Here is a 22,949-nt window from a genome sequence, read left to right on the forward strand (position 1 = left end):
CTTACTCCGCTACCAGCATATCAAGCGCTTCACACAGCCAATGGCCGATAAACATATGCGCTTCTTGAATGCGAGCGGTTTCATCATTGGCGATGATAATCGGCAACTTGGCGATGTTTTTCACCTCACCACCGTCACGGCCGGTTAAGGCCACGGTGTAAGCACCGATTTCATTGGCGGCCTGTAAGGCCAGATTGATATTGGCACTGGTGCCCGAGGTGGTCAGACCGATCACCAGGTCTTCTGGCTTACATAAGGCCTGCACCTGGCGTGCAAACACGGTATCGAAGTGATAATCGTTAGAGTGAGCGGTGAGGATCGAGGTGTCCGTGGTCAGGGCGATCGACGCCAAGGGACCACGCTCTTTTTTATAGCGCACTACAAATTCAGCGGCCAGATGCTGGGCATCGGCGGCACTGCCACCATTCCCAAACCAAATCACCTTGCCACCGGCTTGCAAAGCCTGATGACAGGCGGCCAGTAATTCGGTTGCTTGCTGTTGATACGTATCCATGACTTCAAAGAGCGCGCGATGGCGGGCAAGGCTATCCAGGTAGGAAGCCGCGAGATTGTCGGTATTGACCATTTTCGATCCTCATTCACGAGTTTTAACGGCATTATTCCAAAGAGTATTTAGAATTGCACGTTTTTGTCTTAGATTGGCGGCTATCGCTGGGCATCCATCCTCAGGTTGCCCACACGCAAAATGAGTTAATAAAGCTTAACTGTTAACTTAAATGCCACATTTGGGTACTGCCATTGCCACCCCGGCTTTGTTATTATTAGCCAGTATTGAATTAAATCAGGCTTAATTAAGTGACCCAGCACGGAAGTAATCCCTTAATCGGCGCAGACCAATTACAACAAGCTAAGCGCATATTATATATGAGCCATCTGGCGCTGGGTGATTACGTCTATCAAGGGGTGTTTTTACAGCAGCTGGCCGCCACTTACCCGCATTTAGAGATAGATGTTTGGTTCGATGACTGCCGCGAGCAACGTAAAAGCTGGCACGGCGGGCGCAATCAAATTTTAGGCCAGTGGCTCGAAAGTGAGCCCAATATCAGTCATATCTACGCCAACCCAGATTCCGAGCAACAGCGCCAACAACAAATACAAGATGCACAGCAGCGCCATTATGATCTGGTGTTTTTTATCGCCACCACGCGCAGCGAGCGCTTCTGTCATTATGCCCGACTGATTGCCGGCGACGGCTGTGCAGTGGGCGCCTATGCGCTCAATGCAGTGCAACGCTGGCAGCACAAAGAGGTCATTGCAGCCCTCGATGCCAGTATAAAGGTCAGTAAAAGCACCCGATTCGATCATATTAGCGATTTTTACCGCCATCATTTTCACGCCTTGGTTGCCATGGACTCCCCGGCACGGGCGTTTCAGCAATTACGCGTACCACAACCTTATTTGGATGCGCTGCAAAATAGCGACGAGCTGGATAATTTCGTTTTTATCAACCATCTGTCGACCACGGAAAAGCGTGACTGGCAACTGGCCCAGGTGTTTGAATGCATCGCCACCTTACACCAGGCGCAACCGACCTTACGCTTTGTGATCAACGCCACCAATGAGCAGATAACGCAGGTGCAACAACAGGTGCAAGGCAACGACCAGCTAAGGGGTATTAGTATCAGTACCTTTAGCGCTAAACGGCATTTTTATGAGTTGCCGGCAATGATCAGCCGCGCTCGTCTGGTGATCAGTGTGGAAACGGCGATTATGCATCTGGCCGCCAGCTTAAACGTGCCGGCGCTGGCGCTGATCCGTGCCAAAGCGCATCAATGGCGTCCCTTGGGGCCGGGAGAAATTCTGGTGGGCGGTAAGCGCGTCGATAGCATCAGCGCGCAAACCGTGGCCGACAAGGCCCTGGCGCTGTTAGCCAAGGCCTAGGCTGCTCCTCACCTACCGCTCAATTACCAGTAAAGCGAGATAGAGGCGTGGCCGTAACTTTCGTCAAACACGTCGTTGCCATAGGTCACCTGAGTTTCCACGCGATACCCATCAATCATGCTGCTATTGAGTAGCTGAAGTTCCTGAGCACCGCTGTACTGGGCCGAGTCATTATCCTGCAGGGTCAGCTTTAGCTGCCATAAGGAATCCATATCCTGCTGATAATCCAGCACCAGGGCATGCACCTCGGCGGGCACACCGTCGCCAAAGATACGTCGGTCGCCGGCGTAATGACCAAACACGAAGCCATCGTTGGTGTTGCCAAACTTATACAGGCCATTGGTATACCAGGATGTTTTCCACTTATTGTACTCATAGCGCAGGGCCACATCCGAGGTTAGCTGAGGCAGGTAGGCACCAAAGGAGGTGACCTGGTTGCCCAGGCTGAAGTTGCTGCCGCCCTGCGTGTCTTCACCGCCGTACTCAAAGTAGATTTCGGTAGGCATGCCCCAATCGAAATAGAAGGTTGAGGTTACCGAGGCCAACTGGTCGCCTAATTCGCTTTCCCTTTCTTCGGCGCTATAGCTGTTATCGCTGCCGGCGGGGTCGAAAAAGGCATCGATTACATCGCCAAAGTCCACATCGCGGGGACCACCGCCAAATTGCATAATACGGTTAAAGCCCAGTTTCCACCCGTTTAGCGGCTCAAGGCTGATATGGGTTCCGGCGACGCGTGGCTTACCATCGTACCATTCGCCCTGATAGCGGATCCCCTCTTTGACCTCTTCCAGCTCGGTGTAGAAGAGTTCAAAATCAAAATTCCACCAGTTATGCGCCGGCGCCACCATGCCCAATGAGATGGAAGGCGAGGCTTTGGCATTGGTCGAGATCATCTGAGCACTGGTTTTAAACGGAGAGAACCAATGCTCCTTGTAACCAATATTAAGCTGGAGATCTTCACCGGCAATGGCCACAAAGGTGTTATAGGGCACCAGGTCGCCCGCTTCGGCGCGGTATTCCACCCCTACCTGCATCAACATCATATCGTTCGGGCGCCAAATGCCCTCGAACATTACCTGGCCCCACTCATCCGTGGTTAAGCCTCGTTGATTGGCCAAAGGCGTGGTTTGGTCGTGCTCATAACGCAGGGTCACACCGGCACGGGTGATGTTGTCATCGCCGCGGTAGCGCGAGAGTTTGTCGCTGATAGAGCGAAAGAGTGCCGGGTTCTGCTCTTTTAGCTGTGCCAAGGCCTTATCGATATCACTAAAGCGATAGGGCTTGCTCATGGGCGTACCCGTGGTTTGCACAAACATGCGATCCAATTGCTGTTCTAAATTTACGTCATAGCCTACCGGCAGGTATGCCGTGGGCTTGGCCGCGGCCACACCACTGAATGCCAATAGCAGTGCCGCACCTGCCACCGAGGTGGCGAGTTTATGTCCTTTCATGCGATTTCCTAACGCCTTAAAATAATGCGAAAAGATTACCAAATTTATGGCCATTACTCAGCTGTTAAATTGTAAAGTTTTGGCACCGGCCTGAACTCGGGTTACACTAACGCTTTGCAATTTCTGGTCAGTGATTCTTTTGTTTGCACGCTTTTTATATTCCCTTATTCTGCTGATTCTTATGCCCTTGGCATGCTTTTATTTGTATGTACTACGCGGACGCAAAAACCCGGGCTACAGGCAACACTTTGGCGAACGCTTCGGCTTTACCGACGCCGGCGGCGACATCATTTTACATTGCGCCTCCGTCGGCGAAGTGCTGGCCACCGCACCACTGATCAAAGCCTTGCTTAAAGATACCGACCACTATCGCTTAGTGATCAGCACCAACACGCCGACCGGACGAGAGCAAATCAATCAGCTCTTTAGCAAAGAAATCAAGGCCGAACGCGTACAGGTATGTTATTTGCCTTTCGATTTACCCCTTGCACAAAGACGCTTTATCCGCCGTACCCGAGCAAAAATGCTGGCTATTATTGAAACCGAACTCTGGCCAAATTTGTTACAACAAGCCCAGAAGGCGGGCCTTGCTACCCTGGTGATTAACGCCCGCCTGTCTGAAAAGTCAGCACAAGGTTATGCCCGCGTAGCCCCTCTGACTCGTGCAATATTGCACGACATCGACTTACTTGCCTGCCACCATCAAGACGATGGCCAGCGCTTTGTACAACTTGGCCTGGCGCCGCACAAGTTGAATGTTACCGGCTCCATCAAATTTGATATCAGCGTCAATGATGCGCAGCGCAGCCAAGCGCAGGCGCTCAAAAGCCGCTTAGGCGAGCGCCCTATTTGGATTGCAGGTTCAACACACCCGGGCGAGCCCGAGCTACTGATTGCCGCTCATAACAAGGTACGTGAAACACAACCCGATGCGGTGCTGATCATTGCCCCGCGCCACCCCGAGCAATTCGACAAAGTTGCGCAGCTGCTTAGCGAGCAAAACATCTCATTTAGTCGCCGCAGCGAGCGTGCACACCAAGGTGAGGCCATCTTACTTGCCGACACCTTAGGTGAGCTCACCATGCTCTACGGCGCCGCCGATGTCGCCTTTATTGGCGGCAGCCTGATTGAGCGCGGTGGCCATAACCCGCTCGAGGCCTGCGCCCACGGCATACCTGTGCTCAGCGGCCAACATACCTTTAATTTTGACCATGTTTATCCGGCCTTGATAGACGAAGGCGGCGCCCTCTGGGTTGATGATCACAACCTGGTCGACACCCTAAACAGCCTGTTTAGCGAGCCGCAAAAGTGTGCCGAGATGGGTGCCAGTGGCCTTAAGGTGGTACAGCAAAATCAGGGCGCTATTAACAAAACCCTGGCGCTAATCGAGGAGCAAATCAATGCATAAATGTGAAGCGGCCATGCGCCAATGGGTGAGCTCGGTCATAGTCAAATACAACTTCTGCCCCTTTGCCCGCCAGGAAGTGGAAAATAACGCCATTCGCTATTATCTAAGCGAGGCCACCGAGCTCGAAGAGGCGGTGCTCGACACCTTAGAGCAATGCCGAGAGCTGGATAATCACCCCGAAATAGAAACCACCTTGGTATGCTTTACCCAGGGCTTTAGCGACTTCGACCAGTTCTTAGATTTGATCGATTTAGCCAATGCGCTGTTAGTCGCCCAGGGCTTTGAAGGCACCTATCAACTCGCCCACTTTCACCCCGAGTATGTGTTCGCCGACGCCGATGAAGACGACGCCGCCAATTACACCAACCGCGCCCCCGCTCCCTGCTTGCATATTATCCGCGAAGAAAGCATGGAACAGGCCCTGGCCAACTATGATGAACCGGAGAGCATCCCCGAGCACAATATGCGTTTGGCGCGCCGCAAAGGCGCGGACTTTTGGCAAGCGCTACTTGAGAAGTGTGGGCACAAATCTGTGCGGTAAGATTTTGTAGGTCGGTGCTTCGCGCGACACCTGTTTTCAAATTTAGATCTTGTCGGGTCGCCGACTTCGACTTAGAGGAAATGCTAAGTTCAGTGTTAATAATTCATCCCTGAAGCTGGGTTCCTGTTCGTGACGAAGTTACGGCATCCATGCCTCCACCTCCTCGTGCTGCGAAGCCATGCTTCGGTCACTCGTCTCGTCGCCCCTAAGAACCCCGAGGCGCACATAACAAAGCATTTAAGGTGGATTCCCAACGCTTGGCATTTTCAGTTTGAATTAGCTTTAAGTGTTTACGGTACAATGGCTTAGGCAGGGTGGAGGCGTTGCTCACCACTTAATGCGGCGTTACCATCGTCCACTATTGGCACTTAGCGGACTGTCGAACACATCCAAACTCACAGGTATCGATCTTCCCGTTTGGATTCGCGCTGAAGAAATCAGATTTTGTTGTGGAGTGTGTTGTTGAGAGCGAGGCACGATGCCGAGCTAGATTTACCAGTACAGGGATGTGCTGTTAAATCGCCTCAATGACTAAGCGGAGCGTTTAACAAAACGCTGAGTTCGTAAGCGTTAGCGAATCACGGGCGCCTTGGGGTTCCAAGGGGCGGTTGGCGCAAACCGCCCATTGGTTGCCGTCTCCGGCCTCTCGCTGGCTCAAGGCGTTCGCTTGCTAAAAATAGTCCACCGGACTATTTTCTTAACGCGCTCACCCAACGCGACAAGATCTGAATTTGAAATGCCATGTAATTCGGCATTATTCAGCCATTATGAAACCCTGAATTAGTAGTTGTCAGACTGCTAGGTAACTGCTCCTGCGTTACCCTAGTACCGCCATCCATGCCAGCAAAACCTGACCTACAGGTTTGGGGAAACAAAAAAGGCCGATGTATAAACATCAGCCCTATAAAAACGCATTAGTTGGCGTTCCGGCAAGATATATCAGCCCACAACAAGGTTGTCAGGTTGAAACCTGACCCACAGGTTTGGGACAAAAAAGCGCCTCAGTCGGCGCCCCGACCCAAATTACGCTGGTTTTAGCGCTGCCTTCTTCTCGTTATACCCGCGGATCAACTCATCCACGGTATCCTGACAGTATTCGCGAATACCCGAGACCAGCATGTGCTTCTCACCACGGCCAATTACTACGCCATTTTCAATCAGGTCAAAGCGCAAGATGATCTTGCCGCGCTTGCCTTCATAGCTGAACTCGTGCTCTCCTTCGCGCAACTCGGGAGCGTGAGCATCAAGGGTGTCCATATGAATGCTCATGGACTCATAGATGATCATCGGGCGCGCCGGGTTAATCATCACATCTTGCTTACCCATCAGCGGGATCACCACGTGTGGGAAGGCCTTACCCGAGAATTCCACATAGTTCTTGATCAGCGCGTTGGTCAGGGTCTTACAGGCACTGTTAGCGCCTTCACGAGCCACGCTCAGATAGCATTTGTCGCCGTCTTTAATATCGAACTGTTCGCTGCCCTCTGGCATGCCCAGTTTAACGCCTTCGTCCACCATGTTGGCAAAGGTAAAGCGCATTTGCTCATTAATACCGTACTTATCAAGCACCACTGAAAACAGCAGATCCCCTGGCACACAGAATTTTTTCGCTTCAACATCGTGAAGTGGATTGAAATCATCGGCCACGGCTTTGGCAAAACGACTGCCCTGTTCACGGGTAATACACACGTGGGTGCCAAAATCTTGATAATACTGCTCTAACATAGCTGCTCTACTTGAGTACAAAAAAACTGCGGCAGTGTAACAAAATTTACGCACTGAGAGGTCGTATCTGTTGCTTTTTCCTTTAAAAAGGCACAAAAAAGGCCGCTTTGCGGGGCAAGGCAGCCTTTTTTCTTAGAGTGCGACCTAGTTAAAGTCGCGGTAGGCTTTTTCTAGCTTTTTCGCCTGCTTTTTCGACACACCAAGGTGCTCTAACGCCAAACGCAGGCGTGCACGGGACATGTCCGAACCCAGGATTTCCATGGCATCTAGCACGGAAGTTGACGACTTCTTGCCGGTAATTGCCACGAAAATAGGCTCAAGGAAATCTTTAATCTTCAGCTCGTGGAAAGTGGCCACCTTTTTAGCAATGGCGAAGATTTCCGATTTTTCCCAATGGCGCAGCGTTTCCAGCTCCCAGATAAAGAATTGCAATGCCTGACGCACCACATCTTCTTCAACCTTACCATCGGTTAGCAGCGCCGGATCATAGTGCGGCATACCGGCAACAAAGTGCCCGGCCAGGTCAACCAGATCAGAAAGCGTATCGATACGGGCTTTCGCTTCCGGCAAAATGCGGCGCAGCATGTCGCCATTGTATTTCCAGTCAACGAAGCGCTGAATTAGTTGCTCGTCGCTGAAGTCTTCACGTAACCAGGTACCATTCAGCCATTTCAGCTTCTCGATATCGAATACCGGGCCGCCCAGAGAAACGCGTTTCATATCGAAGTGCTCGATCATCTCTGCCAGGGTGAACTTTTCACGCTCGTCCGGCATCGACCAGCCCATGCGGCCCAGGTAGTTCAGCACCGCTTCCGGCAAGAAGCCCATTTCTTTGTAGTAGTTGATAGAGGTCGGGTTCTTACGCTTGGACAGCTTAGACTTATCCGGGTTACGCAGTAACGGCAGGTGACCCAGTACCGGCGCTTGCCAGCCAAAGTCTTCGTATAGCTTAAGCAGTTTTGGCGCCGAGTTGATCCACTCTTCACCACGGAAGATGTGGCTGATCTGCATATGGTGGTCGTCCACCACATTGGCCAGGAAGTAAGTCGGGAAGCCGTCTTGCTTCAACAGCACCTGCATATCAACGTTTTCCCATGGGATCTCAATCTCACCGCGCAGGTAGTCGTTAAATTTAAAGCTGCCTTCGGCAGGGATTTTCATACGGATAACGTAGGGTTTGCCCGCTTCCAGGTTTGCCTTCACTTCGTCGTCGCTTAGCAACAAGCCACGGCCATCGTATTTAGGTCGCAGGCCCTCGGCCATTTGCTGCTCACGCATTTCGTCCAGCTCTTCGGCGGTGGCGAAACAGTAAAACGCCTTGCCCTCTTCAACCAACTGGTGCGCATATTTTTTATATAGATCAGAGCGCTCAGACTGACGATAGGGGCCGAACTCGCCGCCCACATCCGGACCATGATCCCACTGCAGACCTAACCACTGCAGGCTGTCCATAATGGCTTGTTCCGACTCCGGCGTACTGCGCACCTGATCCGTATCTTCGATACGTAAAACAAACTCACCGCCTTGCTGCTTGGCAAAACAATAGTTAAATAGGGCGATATAGGCAGTGCCTAGGTGCGGATCACCGGTCGGTGACGGGGCAACACGGGTACGAACAGTCGTGCTCTGGGTCATGCTAGCGTCTCTTTCAATTAGCAACTAAAAATTTGCTGCAAATGCTAGCACAATGGCGGGTAATTTCGTAGAGGAAAACGCCGCGACAGGGCACCTGAGTGCGAGAAATTTCAGCACCCAGGGGAAATCTTGGAATCTTAAGGTTAAGCGGCAATTTTATCCAGATAGGCGACGATATCCGAAGATTCGTACATCCACTGCACCTGACCATCTTCTTCAATGCGCAAACAAGGCACTTTCACCTTGCCACCCTGCTCCGCCAGCTCCTGACGGTAGGCGTTATCGCCTTTGGCATCGCGGGTTTCAATGTTCAGACCGTTACGCTTAATAGAGCGGCGCACCTTTACGCAAAACGGACAGGCATGGAATTGATACAGTGCCATGTTGGCGGTCTGCGTATCCAGCTGTTGCTGCGCTTGCGGGTCGCGCTTTTTGCTGCGCGGGGTAAAGATAAAATTAAAGAATAAAATAATGCGGCCTAACAACCAGCGAATGACTTTCATAACAACTCTCATCACGACAAAATCAAAGGCGCGAGTGTATCACGCGGTTAAAATTGCGCCAAGGGAAGTGCACGCCCCTGGCTCCTGTCGAAAGTTATTACCGAAAACGGCTGCTGTAAGCTGTCGCTAAGAGCTAATCCCGAAAGCTGACAAAGTCATCGCGATGGATCAGCATGGCGCCATTGTCATAGCCCAACACCTGCGCCTTAGACTGCTCCGGGTTCGCCAGCAGCTGCTGCAACTCCTCACTGTGATAACGGGCCACGCCCTTACCCACACTGCAGCCCTGACTGTCGAATACCTGCACCAAATCGCCGCGGCTAAACTCGCCGGCAAAACGGGCAATGCCGACGATCAGCAAACTGGCGCCTTGTTGTCTGAGCGCCTTCGCCGCACCATCATCCACATAAATGGCTGCCTTGCTGATGGGGCCGGCCAACAGCCAACGTTTGCGGGTGTCTTTGGGTGCCGTCAGGCTGACAAAGCGAGTGCCCAGCTGCTGGGTTAAACAGTTGCTGATCACGTCCTCGCCATGACCGGCACTGATGATCACATCGACCCCGGCATGGCGGGCAATGCTCGCCGCCTCGATTTTCGTAGCCATGCCGCCGGTGCCCACCGCCGTGCCACTGCCACCGGCCAAAGCCTTAATGGAGTCATCGATATGACGAATTTCCGGGATCAGCTCGGCATCCGGGTTGGTACGCGGATCGGCGCTAAAAAGCCCGGGTTGATCGGTGAGCAGCAAGAGTTTATCGGCATCCGCCAATACCGCCACTCGGGCCGAGAGATTGTCGTTATCGCCCACCTTGATCTGCGCCGTCGCCACCGCATCATTTTCATTGATAATCGGCACCGCCCCTTCTTTAAGCAGCGCCATCAGGGTATCGCGGGCGTTGAGATAGCGTTCACGATCATCGAGATCGGCGCGGGTTAACAGCAACTGCCCCACCGGCACCTTATACAGTGCAAACAGCGTCTGCCAGGTGTGTACCAACTGGCTTTGGCCTATGGCCGCCAGCATCTGCTTTTGTGCCAGGGTTTCATTACCGGCGCTGCGTCCCAGTAACTCACGCCCGGCGGCCACGGCGCCGCTGGATACCAGCACGATACGGTTGCCAGCTTTTTGCAGCTGCACGCATTGGCGCACCAATTCCACCATGTGTGCCCTGTCCAGCCCCTGGCCGTTATTGGTAAGCACACTGGTGCCTAATTTGATCACTATGGTTTGCACCGCGTTTGGCCCCGCTGATAAATTAAAAGAAGTTCATTTTTACCCCAAGCTTGGGCGATTAAACAAGTTAAATTAATTCAACTGTGCTAGCATCGCCGCACATTTTCACCACACTAGTTATCTCTTATGCCAGCGAGCCTTTGTCTGATCATTGCCACCTTTTTATGGGGAAGCTCTTTTATCTCTTTAAAGTATGCAGTGGGAGTCTATGACCCGACTGTGGTGATTTTTTTGCGCATGCTCACCACCCTGGCGGTGTGCCTGTGTTTATGGCGTTTTGTAAAGCGCTTTGAATACCAAAGTGGCGATTGGAAATACCTGCTGGGCATGAGTCTGGCCGAGCCCTGTTTGTACTTTTTATTCGAAGGCCATGCCATGGAATACACCTCTGCGTCTCAGGCCGGGGTGATAGTCTCCTGTTTACCGCTGATCGTCGCATTCTTGGCCTTTTTTATGCTCAAAGAGCACATTAGCCGCGCCATTATCGTCGGCTTTACCCTGTGCATCGGCGGCAGTGTGCTGCTGACCAAGGTCTCGCCAAGCTCGGAGCAAGCGCCCAACCCCTTACTAGGCAACACCCTGGAATTCCTGGCCATGGTCTGCGCCGCCTTTTACACCGTGAGCGTAAAACGCCTGTGCAGTCGTTATGCACCGCTAACCCTTATTGCCTTGCAGGGTCTGGCGGGCTCGATTTTCTTTGCGCCCTTTTTACTCTTTGTGGAAATGCCACAGCAGCACGACCCGGTGGCCTTTGCCCATATTCTTTACCTGGGCACCTTTGTTACCCTGGGCGGCTACGGCATGTATAACTATGCCATCAGCAAGGTATCCGTGCTAACCGCCGCGGCCTACTCCAACCTTATCCCCATCTTCACCCTGCTGCTGTCGGCCATAGTGCTGAGCGAGATACTGACCCTGTGGCAATGGCTCAGCATCGCCGTGGTTTTTGTCGGGGTGATGATAAGCCAGCGCCATCAGGCATTGGTGGTCGACCTCGACGAAGAGGATATCAGCGAGGCCGAGACCAGCAAGCGCAGATCGGTCCCGGCTACCGGCGAGTTAAAGGGATAACAGGTCACCAGATGCAGGCCGCTGGCTGCGGCGGCCTGAGTATCGCTTTGATGCACCACCTGTTTGCTGGCGATGCGATAACTCAGGGTGCGACCATCGCGCAGCGTCAGGCTTAATTCATCGCCCACCTGCACATGGCGTAAAAACGCGAAGTGAGTGTCGTTATGGGCGGCAATCACACTGGCGCCCTCACCTCCAAGCGGGCCAAAGGCCTCATCATGAGTTGGTGCAAACGCGAGATTACGGCCGCTGCTGCCGGCCAGCACAAAACGCTCCAGCGCCAAATGGGGCACAGTCAACTTAGCCACCACATGGGTGTCGGCATAATACCAGGGCGGAATATTGGCTCCGGGCGCTGCCAGGCTTTGCTGCCAGGCCCGCTCAATCAACCATTGCGCCAACCAAGCCTTGCTCTGCATGTAGGCGCCCTGAGCAAAAAAGCTTGCCCCCAACGCGAACAGGGCAATGGCGCCGTAGCGCCAATAACTTGCCCGGGCTGCTACTCGCTTTCCCTTAGCCATGAGCCTGTCTCCGCTCTCGTCTCAACCAGGCGGCCGTGCTTAACATCAAGAATACGCCCAAGAATAAGTGCCACTGGGATTGCCCGTCGGTTTGCGCAAAGCGTTGCACCCGCTGGCCGCTGGCGACGTTATTGGCCACCTGCTCCTTATGCTGTGCCACGGTCGATGTGGCCACCTCTTCGACGGCAATAAAGGCGGTAAAGGGGCTGAGCAACTGGTGTTTGAGAGCCAAATCCAGCACCTGCGGACGCACCGCTTCGGCCGGGTTATAAAGCAACAGCGAGGCAATTTGCTGACGCGCCCACAAGCGGGCAATGGCTTCGCTGTGCGGGTAGGTTTGACCGACCTCATGCATGGGCATGGTTAAGCGCAACGGTCCATGCTGGGTGTTAGCGTCGATATAAATATCTTGTTGCTGTGGTGCCAGCTTGATCGCCACCATCAGCGGCTCACCAAAGTAGAGATCCGGTAGCGGCTGCGGCCAATAGGACAATTCCTTGGCGCGCGCCGCACTTAGGCGTACATCGCGCAGCGCCGGGTTTTGCAGCCGCTCAAACAGGCTCTGCATCTGGGTTTTTACCTCGCTGACATCGCTGATAAAGGTATAGCTACCGCGGCCAACATGGGCGGCACGGCGCATAAAGTAGCCATTGGGGGCACTGCCTATGCCAACGGTAAACAGCCGATTATCGCCAAGTTGACCCTGCACCATCTCAAACAGGGCTTGCTCGTTACCGACGCTGCCGTCGGTTAAAAACACCACCTGACGCACATAGCTTGGATGCGTTTTACCATCGAGGGCCAAGTCCAGCGCCTGCGCCATTTCCGTACCGCCGTCGGCCTGTAATTGATAGACAAAACGCTCGGCATCGGCGCGATTAAAGGCATTGGCGGCCACCGCCTGGGGGCGAAATAAGCGCGCACTGCTATCAAAGTCGATAATGTTAAAACTGTCGTTTTCATTCAGGTTATCAAGGGCATAGAAAAGAGCCTGCTTGGCCGCATCCATGGAGCTGCCGTGCATGGAGCCGGAGCTGTCAATCACAAAGATAAGCTCACGGGCCAGGCGCTGTTGGGCGCTAAACTGGTCGCTTGGCGGCAACAGCATCAGCAGTCCATAGTCGCCGCTTTGCGCCGTTTGTCGAAAGAAGGCCGCCTGCGCCTGCTGACTCGGCAACACCTTGGCACGCAGCACAAAATCACGATTCATGGCATCGTCACGTAATTGCACCCGGTAACGGCCAAAGTCCGGATTACTCACCTGAGCCTGGTAGTGAGGCGTGCGGATCTGCTCCAGCTGCAAACCAAAATCTATCTCTATATCCAATTGCAGTAAGGGCTCACGCGAGCCGTCGATAAAGTCTTGCTGCTGCGCCAGTTGCTCAACAAATTTAGGCGCCAGCCAGCCCTGCGCGCCATTATTGGTGGCGTTTGCAGTGGCTCGTAATTCTTCCAGGGCATAACTACGAGGATGATAGCGCGGCGTAAAGGTCATCGGCAGGCGCACGCTGAGCTCGGCATCGCGAAAACGGATCATCTCCTGATAACTCAGGGTGATTTCCACCCGCTCGCCTGGGCCAAGATTGGCAACCCGCGAGGAAAACATATTAGCGCGCTGCTGCTTTACCAAGGCCGCCCGTTTACCGGCACGCTGGGCGGCGCGATATTGACGCTCGGCCTGCTGCTTCTCGGCAATTTTACCCACTATGGTGCGCTCGCCGACCTTCATGGTCATGGCATGCACCGCGCTTTCGCTTGGCAATGGAAACAGGTACTGGGCGTTGACCGCAAAGGGGTGGCAGTTCACAAACACCTGGGTCACCTGCACCTGGTTGATCAGCCCGGTGATCTGCATGGACGCTCGGGTACTCAAAAGGACGCCAGGCGTCACATTCGCACCCTGAACATCGCTAAATTGCAGTTGTGCCTGGCCGTCGGAGAAGGCACTGGCATTGGCGGGGGTAAAGAAAATTAGGGATAAAAGGCTCACAGCGAGGGCTGTGAGCACTTTGTTAGGACAACTCAACATAATTTGGTCCTCGGATTGCGGTGGCTTAGTTTTTCGCCATGCGGTTTTGCTGCGCACCGCGGGCCGTCAAGGTTACGCGACGATCAAAGAAGTTCGTTTCATATTCGTTACCATTGGCGACAATTTTCTGCTCACCTCGCCCTTCGGCGAACAGCTGGGTGGCGGCCACGCCTTGCTTTACCAGGTACTGCTGCACCGCATCAGCACGGCGCTGAGACAGGTCTAGATTCGCTTGCTCATCCCCTTGCACATCGGCATAGCCATTGAGGTTAAGGTTTAAGTCAGGCTTACGCTTAAGGATCTCCGCCAGGTGATCCAGCTGCTCGGCAAAGTGGGGTTCGATGTGCGCCGAGCCGGAACGAAACTGCACCGTCATGGCCAGGAGGTTGTCGATACGGGCTTGCTCTAAACGATTTTGCTCATCTTCCAGGGCGTTGATTTGCGCCGTCAGTGCGCGGTTTTGCTCCAGGGTGCTGTGCAGCTGTTGCTCCGTGCCCTGGTATTGGCTCAGCTGCACTTGCTGTGACTTGATGGTGCTGTGCGCCGCTTCCTTTTCGCCGATAATGCCGCCGATAAAGGCTCCGGCAAAGGCTCCGATAGGACCGCCAACAATGGCCCCTACCGTAGCACCGGCGCCCAGACCCCAGGCGGTTTCCGTGGCCAGCTCTTTTTGCTCTTTTGCCATCGCTGGCGCCGCTACCAAAGTTGATACTAATGCAGTTACTAAAATGTGTTTTTTCATCGTCGTCATCCTTCAATTCTTAATGGGTTGGGGCAAGAACAGAAGTGGTTGCTTCCTCGCCTTGCTTGGTAGTTATTAAAACAAGGCACAGTGGCAAAAAAGGGGCGCAAAAATGGAAAAACAGAGGGCAATTATGGCAACAAAGTGGCAAGCCTGACCGCCAACTTAACAGGCTTTAAAACAAGGAGTTAAAGAGGGCTAACCGAGCTCAGCGCAGGATAAGTGCAAGGGGGTAATTACAGGGTTTTCGACACTCGGCCACAGCACCTGTAACTGGGCGCTAAAGCGCTGACTGTCACCACTGGTGAGCAAACGTACTCGACCCGGCGTTGCGCTGGGCTGCGTTCCTAACTGCGTTCCTAACTGATGGCTTGGCGCTAAACGGCGCTGTAATTGCAAGGCCACCGCCTGCTCGGTGGTGATAAGGCTAACGCCCGAGGGCAGAATGCGTCTTAGCAAGGGGGCAATAAAGGCGTAATGGGTGCAGCCCAAGACCAGCACATCCACCCCCTGGCTCAGTAGAGGCTCACAATAACGGCGCAATAGTGCCTCCGTGTGATCACCGTCGAGATGCAGGGCTTCTATGGTCGCCGCCAATTCGGGACAAGGTTGAAAAACAATGCGCCCCAGGTCTTCGGCCTGTTGCCGGCACAGGCGCTGAAAGCTCTGCGACGCTATGGTACTGGGGGTGGCCAGCACGCCAATAACGCCACTTTTACTTTGCTGCAATGCGGGTTTCACGCCGGGTTCGACGCCAACTATAGGTAAGGAATAATGCGCGCGTAGTGAGCCAATGGCCGCCATGGTGGCGGTATTACAGGCCACCACCACCGCCTTGGCGCCCTGGGTCGCCATATAATCGACTATGGCATGGCAGCGCCCGCGTATTTCGTCCGGCGTTTTACTGCCATAGGGCATAAAGCCAGAGTCGGCGATATAAAGCAGGTCTTCGCTCGGCAGCAATTGATGCACCGCCTGGGCCACGGCAAGGCCGCCGACGCCGGAGTCAAAAATACCTATCGCTTGCTTATTCATAGCCGAGTACACATTACTTGGGGCAAAACCTTTGGGTGGCAAATTTTAGGGCCTTTGACGGTCAAAGCCAAGTCCAATCACGGCGTCACCCTCTTTCCTCTCGTCCGCCTTCGGCAGAACCTTCTGTATAACCTTGCCTAAATGCCAATAGCTGCTAAAAATTAATGCTTACTGCGCGTAAATTCAAAGAGTAATGCGCATTCTATTTTCATAATCAAACACCGCATCAGGGAGAGTCCCCAATGAGTAAGGATGTATATATCACGGTTCGTATTAATGATAAGTGTCAGCCCATAGACCGCGGCGACACCTATGAAGACCCATTGGATGAGGTATTGCAGCGACTGCAATTAGGGGAAGTCACGGGTGCCGGCACCCAGCTAAATGCAGAAAACCAAATCGAGTATTGTGAGCTTGACGTCTTGGTCAGCGGCGATATCGACCAGGCCAAGCGCGCCATTATCGACACCCTGGAGGGGATCGGTTTGCCCAAGGGCTCTAAGCTGTTTATTGACCGCGACGAATTTGCCATCGGCAATCATGAGGTGCTGGCCCTGCATTTCGATAACCTCACCCTGCCCGAGACCATTTACGAGCAACACGATATCAACGATGTGCTCGCCGAGGTTGAAACCCTGCTGGCTCACAGCGGCAAACGCAATTGCCACAGCAGCACCCATCACGAAACCATCGTCTACTATGGCGGCCCCTGCTTTACCACCATGGAGCAGCGCATCCTCGACTATGTGCGCCAGCACCCGCTGTGCCAAAACGGCAGGATCACCCAGGCGGCGTAAGTTACTAGGATTGAATTAAAAAAGGGTGACGCTTAGGTCACCCTTTTTATTAATCTTGTCTTTTGTGGGAAAGCCTAACAATACTGCCCACAGGCGAAGCCGCAGCTCCACGCATATTGGAAGTTGTAGCCGCCGAGCCAGCCGGTGACGTCGGTGACTTCACCAATAAAGTATAGGCCCGGTGCTTTTTTTGCTTCAAAGGTTTTTGAGCTGAGTTCATCGGTATCCACGCCTCCTAATGTCACTTCGGCGGTGCGATAGCCTTCGGTGCCATTGGGTTTGATTTGCCAGTTATGCAGGTAGTCATGCAACGCGGCAATTTGGCCGTGAGTCAGCTGATTGATATTGGCCTCAGGAATGGCCTTGGTGTCGTGCAGCATTTCCACAAAGCGTTTCGGTAAAATGGTCGCCAAGGCATTTTTCAATGACTTTTGTGCGCTTTGCTGGCGTTGTTGTTCTAACCATTCGGTGATGTTTAGGGTAGGAAGTAAGTTAATACTCACTGCCTGCCCTGCGCGCCAAAATGAGCTGATTTGCAAAATGGCCGGGCCAGATAAGCCGCGGTGAGTAAAGAGAATATTCTCGCGAAATTGGGTACCGCACTCGCTTGTCACCAGGCAATCGACGCTGATGCCCGAGAGGCCATCAAAACGGTCTTTATCATGCTGGTGCAGGGTAAATGGCACCAAGGCAGCCATGGTAGGCAACACCTTTAACCCGAACTGCTCGGCAATTTTATAACCGATTGGCGTGGCGCCCAGTTTTGGCATGGTAAGGCCACCGGATGCCACCACCAGGGATTCACATTCATAGGTGTGCGTGCTGGTTGTTACTATGTAGCCTTGCTCGGTTTTTTCCACACTGATGACTTCGCTGCGCAATTGTACGCTTACGCCCGCCCATTCACATTCGGTCATAAGAATATCAACGATGTCTTGGGCGCTGTTATCACAGAACAATTGGCCGAGGGTTTTGTGGTGGTATTGCAGACCGTGGCGGTCGACCAGGTCTATAAAGTCGCGCTGAGTGTAGCGACTCAAGCAGGATTTTACGAAGTGCGGGTTGGCACAGAGGTAATTTTCGGGGCTGGCATTTTCGTTGGTAAAGTTACAACGACCACCGCCGCTGATCAGGATCTTACGGCCGGGCTTTTTGCCCATATCGACCACCACTACATCGCGGCCACGGTAACCCGCTTGCGCTGCACACATTAAACCCGCAGCACCGGCACCAATAATCACCACATCTTTTTTAATCACAACATCACCCCTAGAAAAACCGCCGCTATTCTACCAAGCCAGGGCCGACAAAGATATTTACCCGGGTTAATTAAACGCGCCGAATGCCAGACAAGAGCACCGAATTTAAACGCAGGTTGAATTGCACCCAAAGCAACAATAGAACAAAAACCAGCCAACCAAAACTAAACCAAAAGTATTAATGGAAACAAAAATAAAGGTACTAAGTGATTAATTTTAACCGTATATACGGCCAGATATAACAACTTGTACCTCTTTTATTTCCAAAAGTTATTACAAAAATATTAACAAATAATTTACCATCCTCTGCGAAGTGTACCATTTGGGTACAAACTAAAAATAAATGGGGACTCTTATGACAACTAGAAAAACACTCCTCGCGCTAGCAATCCCGATGGCTATTAGCTCATCGGCCCTCTACGCGAATGACATTCAAGAAGTGACGGCGCCGCAACAGGCAACACTGGCACAAACTCAGGCCAAGCTAAAAGGCCAATCGCCATTAACCACGCGCTTTATCATCAAGTACAAAGACAACGCCGAGCTAGGCACCAGTGCTGCGACCATGCCAGGCAATGGCAAGGCGCGTGCAAAGAAATTTGTTGATGGCTTTAAAACCAATCGTGGCCAGGCTCGCGCTCAATACGTGCGAGAAATGGCCCTGCAAAATCACCACGTGATCCGTACAGATAAGAAATTATCGGCGCAAGAAGCACAGCAGTTCATGCAAGACATGGTTGCCAGCGGCGAAGTGGAATACATCGAAATCGACCAGATGTTAAAGCCGTTCGCCACACCGAACGACCCACGCTACGGCGATCAGTGGCACTACTATGAAGCGGCCGCAGGCATTAACGCACCAGCGGCATGGGACTCAGCAACCGGTGCCGGTGTAACCGTGGCCGTGCTTGATACGGGTTACCGCCCACACGCCGACTTAAACGCCAATATCCTCCCTGGTTATGACATGATCTCCGACACCTTCGTTGCCAACGATGGCGGCGGTCGCGATAACGACGCCCAGGATCCGGGTGATGCCATTACCGCAAACGAGTGTGGTTACACACACGGTGCACAAGGTTCAAGCTGGCACGGCACTCACGTAGCGGGTACGGTAGCGGCCGTTGCCAACAATGGCGAAGGGGTAACGGGTGTTGCCTATGACGCCAAAGTTGTGCCGGTTCGTGTACTGGGTAAATGTGGTGGTTTAACATCAGACATCGCCGATGCCATCGTATGGGCATCAGGTGGTTCGGTATCGGGCGTACCAGCCAACGCTAATCCAGCGGATGTGATCAACATGAGTCTAGGTGGCAGCGGTTCATGTAGCTCTACTACCCAAAACGCCATCAACCAGGCACGTGCCAACGGCACTGCGATTGTTATCGCCGCCGGTAACGACAACGACAATTCGGCAAACTACAACCCGGGTAACTGTAGCGGTGTAATCAACGTGGCCTCGGTTGGCCGTAACGGTGGTCGAGCCTACTACTCAAACTATGGTTCAAACATCGATGTGGCGGCACCGGGTGGCGCACAAAGCTTCGCTAACGACCCTGAAGGTATCTTATCTACCCACAACTCGGGCTCAACCTCACCTTCAAGCGACAGCTACCACTACTCGCAAGGCACCTCTATGGCGGCGCCTCACGTAGCGGGTGTGGCTGCACTTATCAAACAAGCTAAACCCACGGCGACACCGGATGAAATAGAAAGCATCCTGAAGTCGACCACCAAGGGCTTTAGCGCAACCTGTACCAGCTGTGGTACCGGTATCGTTGATGCGGCGGCTGCGGTTGCTCAGGCAAGCGGCGGTACACCACCACCCAGCGGTGGCAATGAGCTGACACCAGGCACGGCAGAAACTGGTTTAAGCGGCGCAGCCGGCTCTGAAACAACCTACACCATGACGGTACCTTCGGGCGCCACTAACGTGACCTTCACCACCAGCGGTGGCAGCGGCGACCTGGACATGTATGTTAAGGCGGGCAGCGCGCCAACCACATCAAGCTATGATTGCCGTCCATATGAGAACGGTAACAACGAAACCTGTAGCATCGACAACCCAACGGCGGGCACCTACTACGTGATGCTGCGCGGTTACAGCGCCTACAGCAATGCATCGCTACTGGGTGAGCTAACTACCTCAGGTGGCGGCACGGGCACCGGCGGTGGCGGTACCGTAGCCGATATTTCAGCATCGGCGGGTCAGTGGAAACACTACACATTGGAAGTGCCTGCGGGCATGAGCACCTTGGATGTAAATATCTCCGGTGGTACAGGTGATGCCGACCTATTTGTTCGCTTTGGCGCACAGCCTACGGCAAGCAGCTATGACTGTCGTCCTTATAAAGGCGGCAACAACGAAAGCTGTAGCTTTAGCAACCCACAAGCGGGTACCTGGCATATTAGCCTTAATGCTTACCAGACCTTCTCTGGTGTGACATTAAACGCGCAATATAACCCTTAGGATATTCTCCTACCCAGCAAAAAGGCCGCGTGATGCGGCCTTTTTTATGCAAGCAAAACGAACCCTTATTAAAGGTTCGCCAGTACATGCTCGGCTTTAGATACTTCAAACTGCTTGTCTTCTTCCACAAACAGCTGGGTAACCACGCCATTGTCTACCACCATGGCATAGCGTGTTGAACGCACGCCACCGAAGTCACCCGTGTCTTTATCCAGCCCCAGGGCCTTGGTAAAGCTGGCATCGCCATCGGCCAGCATGCGAATACGATCGGCATTCTGGCTCTCGCCCCAGGCCTTCATAACAAAGGCATCGTTCACCGACACACACATGACTTCGTCAACGCCTTTTGCAGTAAACTCTTCGCGCAGAACAACAAAGCCTGGCAAATGCGCCGCCGAGCAGGTCGGTGTAAAAGCGCCGGGTACGGCAAACAGTACCACTTTTTTATTGGCGAACAACTCGTCGGTAGTGAAATGGTTCAGCCCCTGCTCGCCTAGTTGTGTCAGGCTTGCGGCTGGAATTTTTTGACCTTGGGCAATCATAATGACTTCCTTCTTTTATAGAATCAGGGTAGATCTTGGGCCATTATCACGCTTTTAAACCCAGACTCTCACGAATTGTCTGCATTTGTTGCTGCAAGCTTTGATAAATGCCCTTCACCTTGCTGTCGGAGCTCTCGATTTGCGTCTGCATTGCCTGCATCGATGACTCAAACTCACTCAGCATTTCCTGCTGACGCTGGGCGTAATCGGTGGCCTGTGCCGCCACCTCATTGGCCTGGGCGGCACTTTGCGATACGTCTTCGGCGGTGCGTTTAAGCTCCTGGGCATTATCCGTTTGCGTTTGCGCCTGGGTCGCCAGCTCGCAGATGTTTTGCGACACCCGTTGCGAATGACCACTGAGTTCGCCCAGTTGGGCATGAATATCGCCCAGCGATTGCTGTGTTTGCTGCGCCAGTTTACGCACTTCATCGGCGACCACGGCGAAACCGCGGCCATGCTCGCCGGCCCGCGCCGACTCGATGGCGGCGTTGAGCGCCAGCAGGTTGGTTTGCTCGGCAATATTGTTGATCACATCCAACACCTTAGACACATCGTCCACACCGGCCAGCAACTGACGCAGGCTCTGCATGCCATCGTCGATACGCTGCTCCGTGGTTGCCGAAGCATGCAACATGGCCTCGGCAACACTCACGCTCTGCGCCATCGACGCATGGGTCTGCTGGGCATTGGCCGCCACCTGGGCATTCACACTGTTGACGTCATCACCCAGGTGCTGCACCTGAGTCAACAGGCTTTGACTATGGCCGGCCAGTGCCGTACTTTGCTCCGCACCCTGACTGATGTGTTCCAGGTTTTCACTCATTTCACGCATAAACTCGTTGATCACCTGCAGCATCTGCTGTCGGGCCTGGGCTTGTGCCTGCTGGCGCTGCAACAGTTGATTAAAATAGGCGGCGATTTCCCCCACCTCGGTGTGGGCATTTTTACTGATGATGGGCGCCGGCTCGTTGCTGTCGAGCAAGTCAGCAAAGCCATCACGAAGCTGGCGCAAGGGGTTCAGCACCTGAGAGCGCTGCAACAAATACACCGCCCCCGCCAACAGCAATAAGCCACCAATCGCCGCACCAAAGAAGAAAAGTACACGGGTTTTCACCGCCTCCTGCTCGGCTAACAACTGCTGCTCGGCAGCCACCACCACCTCGGCAATGGCCGCCACTTCGGCGCGTAACTGCTGCATGCCTTGCTGGCGCGTTTGTCCCTGCTCTAAGGTGCCTTGTAAATCGCGAGGAAAACGCTTCGGCCAGGAGCGGATCTCCGCTTTAATTTCAGCGGCCAGATCTTCGGGCTCGGCGTCAAAGAACAACTCGTCTTCATCAACCTCACTCATCACTCCCAGGTTATCCAGGGCCTCGATGTCTGCGGCCAAGGCATTGAGTTGTGCCAGCGCCTGATTGACGTTTGCTTCTTTTTCACTGCTGTAATCCTGATACAGGGCCTGAGTGGCCAGACTCAAGGTCAGCACGCTTTGATAATAATCGCCGGCTAGGGCGATATATTCGGTGGCTAAGGCGCGCTTGTCGGGCTGCGCCTGACGGGCATAATTAAGCAGGGAATTGGCCGAGCCGGCCATTTGTCTAAGGGCATTGTCCAACAATGCACTGCTGTTACCCGAGAGTTTACCCAGGGCACGGTAATCCCCTTCTATGCCTTTAACCAACTGGGTTAACAGCGGCGCAAGCTGTTGCTCCAAGGTTGGGGATAAGCCGGGGAGTTGCTCCGTTTGCATGCGCTTCAACCTATGCTCGGCATTGAGCAGGTACTGGGCATCGCCGGCACTTAGGTAGTCTTCAATGTCCGCGGTCAGCGCTAGGGTGATGTCGTTTTTGAGTAAGCCGTATTGGCTGCTTTGCTGTTCCAGGGTTTGCAGAGTTGCAAACGCCCACCACAGGGTCGCTACCAGCATTAAACTGGCCAAAGAAAGCAGTAACGCGAGCAATCGCGTAAAGGTTGAGACGCGCATGCCTATCTCTTAGGTCGATAACAATGCGCGTAGAATATTAATTATTTATGACAAGGATATGAAAATAATACAAAAATAAGATATTACCTAATTCGAAAACAGG

At 53.3% G+C, this 22,949-nt stretch carries 19 protein-coding genes; 6 read left to right on the forward strand and 13 right to left on the reverse strand.

The features are described 5' to 3' along the window. Position 1 precedes the first annotated feature (1 nt). A complete protein-coding gene (locus tag KD147_RS11145; RefSeq protein WP_212547908.1) occupies positions 2 to 586 on the reverse strand; it encodes a D-sedoheptulose-7-phosphate isomerase in 585 nt (194 codons plus the stop codon). A gap of 230 nt (positions 587 to 816) precedes the next feature. Between KD147_RS11145 and KD147_RS11150 the strand changes: the two genes are divergently transcribed. Further along, positions 817 to 1,902 carry a glycosyltransferase family 9 protein gene (locus KD147_RS11150; RefSeq protein ID WP_212547909.1) on the forward strand — a complete coding sequence of 362 codons (1,086 nt, stop codon included), beginning with the start codon at positions 817 to 819 and terminating at the stop codon, positions 1,900 to 1,902. Positions 1,903 to 1,925: 23 nt separating this feature from the next. On the opposite strand, the gene KD147_RS11155 is transcribed toward KD147_RS11150, so the two are convergent. Continuing rightward, entirely contained in the window at positions 1,926 to 3,353 is a 1,428-nt protein-coding gene (locus KD147_RS11155) for a capsule assembly Wzi family protein (RefSeq protein WP_212547910.1), read from the reverse strand. 139 nt (positions 3,354 to 3,492) lie between these two features. Here KD147_RS11155 and waaA point away from each other — a divergent pair, with 139 nt between their 5' ends. Together waaA and KD147_RS11165 are read left to right on the forward strand one after the other, a co-directional pair. Beyond that, a complete protein-coding gene (gene waaA, locus KD147_RS11160) occupies positions 3,493 to 4,761 on the forward strand; it encodes a lipid IV(A) 3-deoxy-D-manno-octulosonic acid transferase (protein WP_283247844.1) in 1,269 nt (422 codons plus the stop codon). Next, entirely contained in the window at positions 4,754 to 5,302 is a 549-nt protein-coding gene (locus KD147_RS11165; RefSeq protein ID WP_105199546.1) for a DUF1415 domain-containing protein, read from the forward strand. Before waaA ends, KD147_RS11165 begins: the two co-directional genes overlap by 8 nt. A 1,023-nt stretch (positions 5,303 to 6,325) precedes the next feature. Here the strand turns inward: KD147_RS11165 and KD147_RS11170 are convergent. From KD147_RS11170 to proB, 4 genes are all read right to left on the reverse strand, one after another. Then, a complete protein-coding gene (locus tag KD147_RS11170; RefSeq protein WP_212547911.1) occupies positions 6,326 to 7,027 on the reverse strand; it encodes a DUF3581 family protein in 702 nt (233 codons plus the stop codon). Between the two features lie 144 nt (positions 7,028 to 7,171). Then, a complete protein-coding gene (gltX, locus tag KD147_RS11175) occupies positions 7,172 to 8,662 on the reverse strand; it encodes a glutamate--tRNA ligase (RefSeq protein WP_105188321.1) in 1,491 nt (496 codons plus the stop codon). A gap of 143 nt (positions 8,663 to 8,805) precedes the next feature. After that, positions 8,806 to 9,165 carry a glutaredoxin family protein gene (locus tag KD147_RS11180; protein ID WP_105188322.1) on the reverse strand — a complete coding sequence of 120 codons (360 nt, stop codon included), beginning with the start codon at positions 9,163 to 9,165 and terminating at the stop codon, positions 8,806 to 8,808. 133 nt (positions 9,166 to 9,298) lie between these two features. Further along, complete coding sequence (proB, locus tag KD147_RS11185; RefSeq protein ID WP_349304692.1) at positions 9,299 to 10,387, reverse strand: glutamate 5-kinase; 1,089 nt, start codon at positions 10,385 to 10,387, stop codon at positions 9,299 to 9,301. A 138-nt stretch (positions 10,388 to 10,525) separates the two neighbouring features. Here proB and KD147_RS11190 point away from each other — a divergent pair, with 138 nt between their 5' ends. Beyond that, complete coding sequence (locus KD147_RS11190) at positions 10,526 to 11,470, forward strand: DMT family transporter (RefSeq protein WP_212547913.1); 945 nt, start codon at positions 10,526 to 10,528, stop codon at positions 11,468 to 11,470. Here KD147_RS11190 and KD147_RS11195 read toward each other — a convergent pair. The 4 genes from KD147_RS11195 to murI form a co-directional block, all read right to left on the reverse strand. Continuing rightward, complete coding sequence (locus KD147_RS11195; protein WP_212547914.1) at positions 11,374 to 11,991, reverse strand: class GN sortase; 618 nt, start codon at positions 11,989 to 11,991, stop codon at positions 11,374 to 11,376. The genes KD147_RS11190 and KD147_RS11195 overlap by 97 nt on opposite strands. After that, entirely contained in the window at positions 11,984 to 13,981 is a 1,998-nt protein-coding gene (locus KD147_RS11200; protein ID WP_349304693.1) for a marine proteobacterial sortase target protein, read from the reverse strand. Before KD147_RS11200 ends, KD147_RS11195 begins: the two co-directional genes overlap by 8 nt. Before the next feature lie 64 nt (positions 13,982 to 14,045). After that, positions 14,046 to 14,762, reverse strand: coding sequence for a sortase-associated OmpA-like protein PdsO (gene pdsO / locus KD147_RS11205; RefSeq protein ID WP_212547916.1), 717 nt, complete (start codon positions 14,760 to 14,762; stop codon positions 14,046 to 14,048). 198 nt (positions 14,763 to 14,960) lie between these two features. Then, complete coding sequence (gene murI, locus KD147_RS11210) at positions 14,961 to 15,797, reverse strand: glutamate racemase (protein WP_212547917.1); 837 nt, start codon at positions 15,795 to 15,797, stop codon at positions 14,961 to 14,963. A 242-nt stretch (positions 15,798 to 16,039) separates the two neighbouring features. Between murI and KD147_RS11215 the strand changes: the two genes are divergently transcribed. Then, entirely contained in the window at positions 16,040 to 16,594 is a 555-nt protein-coding gene (locus tag KD147_RS11215) for a hypothetical protein (protein WP_105188328.1), read from the forward strand. 74 nt (positions 16,595 to 16,668) lie between these two features. Here KD147_RS11215 and KD147_RS11220 read toward each other — a convergent pair whose 3' ends face one another. After that, positions 16,669 to 17,853, reverse strand: coding sequence for a BaiN/RdsA family NAD(P)/FAD-dependent oxidoreductase (locus tag KD147_RS11220; RefSeq protein WP_105255832.1), 1,185 nt, complete (start codon positions 17,851 to 17,853; stop codon positions 16,669 to 16,671). A gap of 355 nt (positions 17,854 to 18,208) precedes the next feature. Between KD147_RS11220 and KD147_RS11225 the strand changes: the two genes are divergently transcribed. Beyond that, entirely contained in the window at positions 18,209 to 20,323 is a 2,115-nt protein-coding gene (locus KD147_RS11225; protein ID WP_212547918.1) for a S8 family peptidase, read from the forward strand. Between the two features lie 68 nt (positions 20,324 to 20,391). Here KD147_RS11225 and KD147_RS11230 read toward each other — a convergent pair whose 3' ends face one another. Together KD147_RS11230 and KD147_RS11235 are read right to left on the reverse strand one after the other, a co-directional pair. Then, positions 20,392 to 20,865, reverse strand: coding sequence for a peroxiredoxin (locus KD147_RS11230; RefSeq protein ID WP_105188331.1), 474 nt, complete (start codon positions 20,863 to 20,865; stop codon positions 20,392 to 20,394). 46 nt (positions 20,866 to 20,911) lie between these two features. Continuing rightward, positions 20,912 to 22,846 (reverse strand): methyl-accepting chemotaxis protein, encoded by a 1,935-nt coding sequence (locus KD147_RS11235; RefSeq protein ID WP_212547919.1) that lies wholly within the window; start codon positions 22,844 to 22,846, stop codon positions 20,912 to 20,914. Positions 22,847 to 22,949: the final 103 nt, after the last annotated feature.

The sequence above is a fragment of the Pseudoalteromonas sp. BDTF-M6 genome (assembly GCF_018334135.1).
Classification (GTDB): Bacteria; Pseudomonadota; Gammaproteobacteria; order Enterobacterales; family Alteromonadaceae; genus Pseudoalteromonas.

Excerpts from the sequence above, each read along its gene's own strand:
- KD147_RS11195 (WP_212547914.1), bottom strand. The coding sequence starts at position 11,991 with ATGGCTAAGGGAAAGCGAGTAGCAGCCCGGGCAAGTTATTGGCGCTAC.
- KD147_RS11155 (WP_212547910.1), bottom strand. The coding sequence starts at position 3,353 with ATGAAAGGACATAAACTCGCCACCTCGGTGGCAGGTGCGGCACTGCTA.
- KD147_RS11235 (WP_212547919.1), bottom strand. The coding sequence starts at position 22,846 with ATGCGCGTCTCAACCTTTACGCGATTGCTCGCGTTACTGCTTTCTTTG.
- KD147_RS11215 (WP_105188328.1), top strand. The coding sequence starts at position 16,040 with ATGAGTAAGGATGTATATATCACGGTTCGTATTAATGATAAGTGTCAG.
- KD147_RS11165 (WP_105199546.1), top strand. The coding sequence starts at position 4,754 with ATGCATAAATGTGAAGCGGCCATGCGCCAATGGGTGAGCTCGGTCATA.
- KD147_RS11190 (WP_212547913.1), top strand. The coding sequence starts at position 10,526 with ATGCCAGCGAGCCTTTGTCTGATCATTGCCACCTTTTTATGGGGAAGC.
- KD147_RS11230 (WP_105188331.1), bottom strand. The coding sequence starts at position 20,865 with ATGATTGCCCAAGGTCAAAAAATTCCAGCCGCAAGCCTGACACAACTA.
- pdsO (WP_212547916.1), bottom strand. The coding sequence starts at position 14,762 with ATGAAAAAACACATTTTAGTAACTGCATTAGTATCAACTTTGGTAGCG.
- KD147_RS11145 (WP_212547908.1), bottom strand. The coding sequence starts at position 586 with ATGGTCAATACCGACAATCTCGCGGCTTCCTACCTGGATAGCCTTGCC.
- KD147_RS11180 (WP_105188322.1), bottom strand. The coding sequence starts at position 9,165 with ATGAAAGTCATTCGCTGGTTGTTAGGCCGCATTATTTTATTCTTTAAT.
- gltX (WP_105188321.1), bottom strand. The coding sequence starts at position 8,662 with ATGACCCAGAGCACGACTGTTCGTACCCGTGTTGCCCCGTCACCGACC.
- murI (WP_212547917.1), bottom strand. The coding sequence starts at position 15,797 with ATGAATAAGCAAGCGATAGGTATTTTTGACTCCGGCGTCGGCGGCCTT.
- KD147_RS11170 (WP_212547911.1), bottom strand. The coding sequence starts at position 7,027 with ATGTTAGAGCAGTATTATCAAGATTTTGGCACCCACGTGTGTATTACC.
- KD147_RS11225 (WP_212547918.1), top strand. The coding sequence starts at position 18,209 with ATGACAACTAGAAAAACACTCCTCGCGCTAGCAATCCCGATGGCTATT.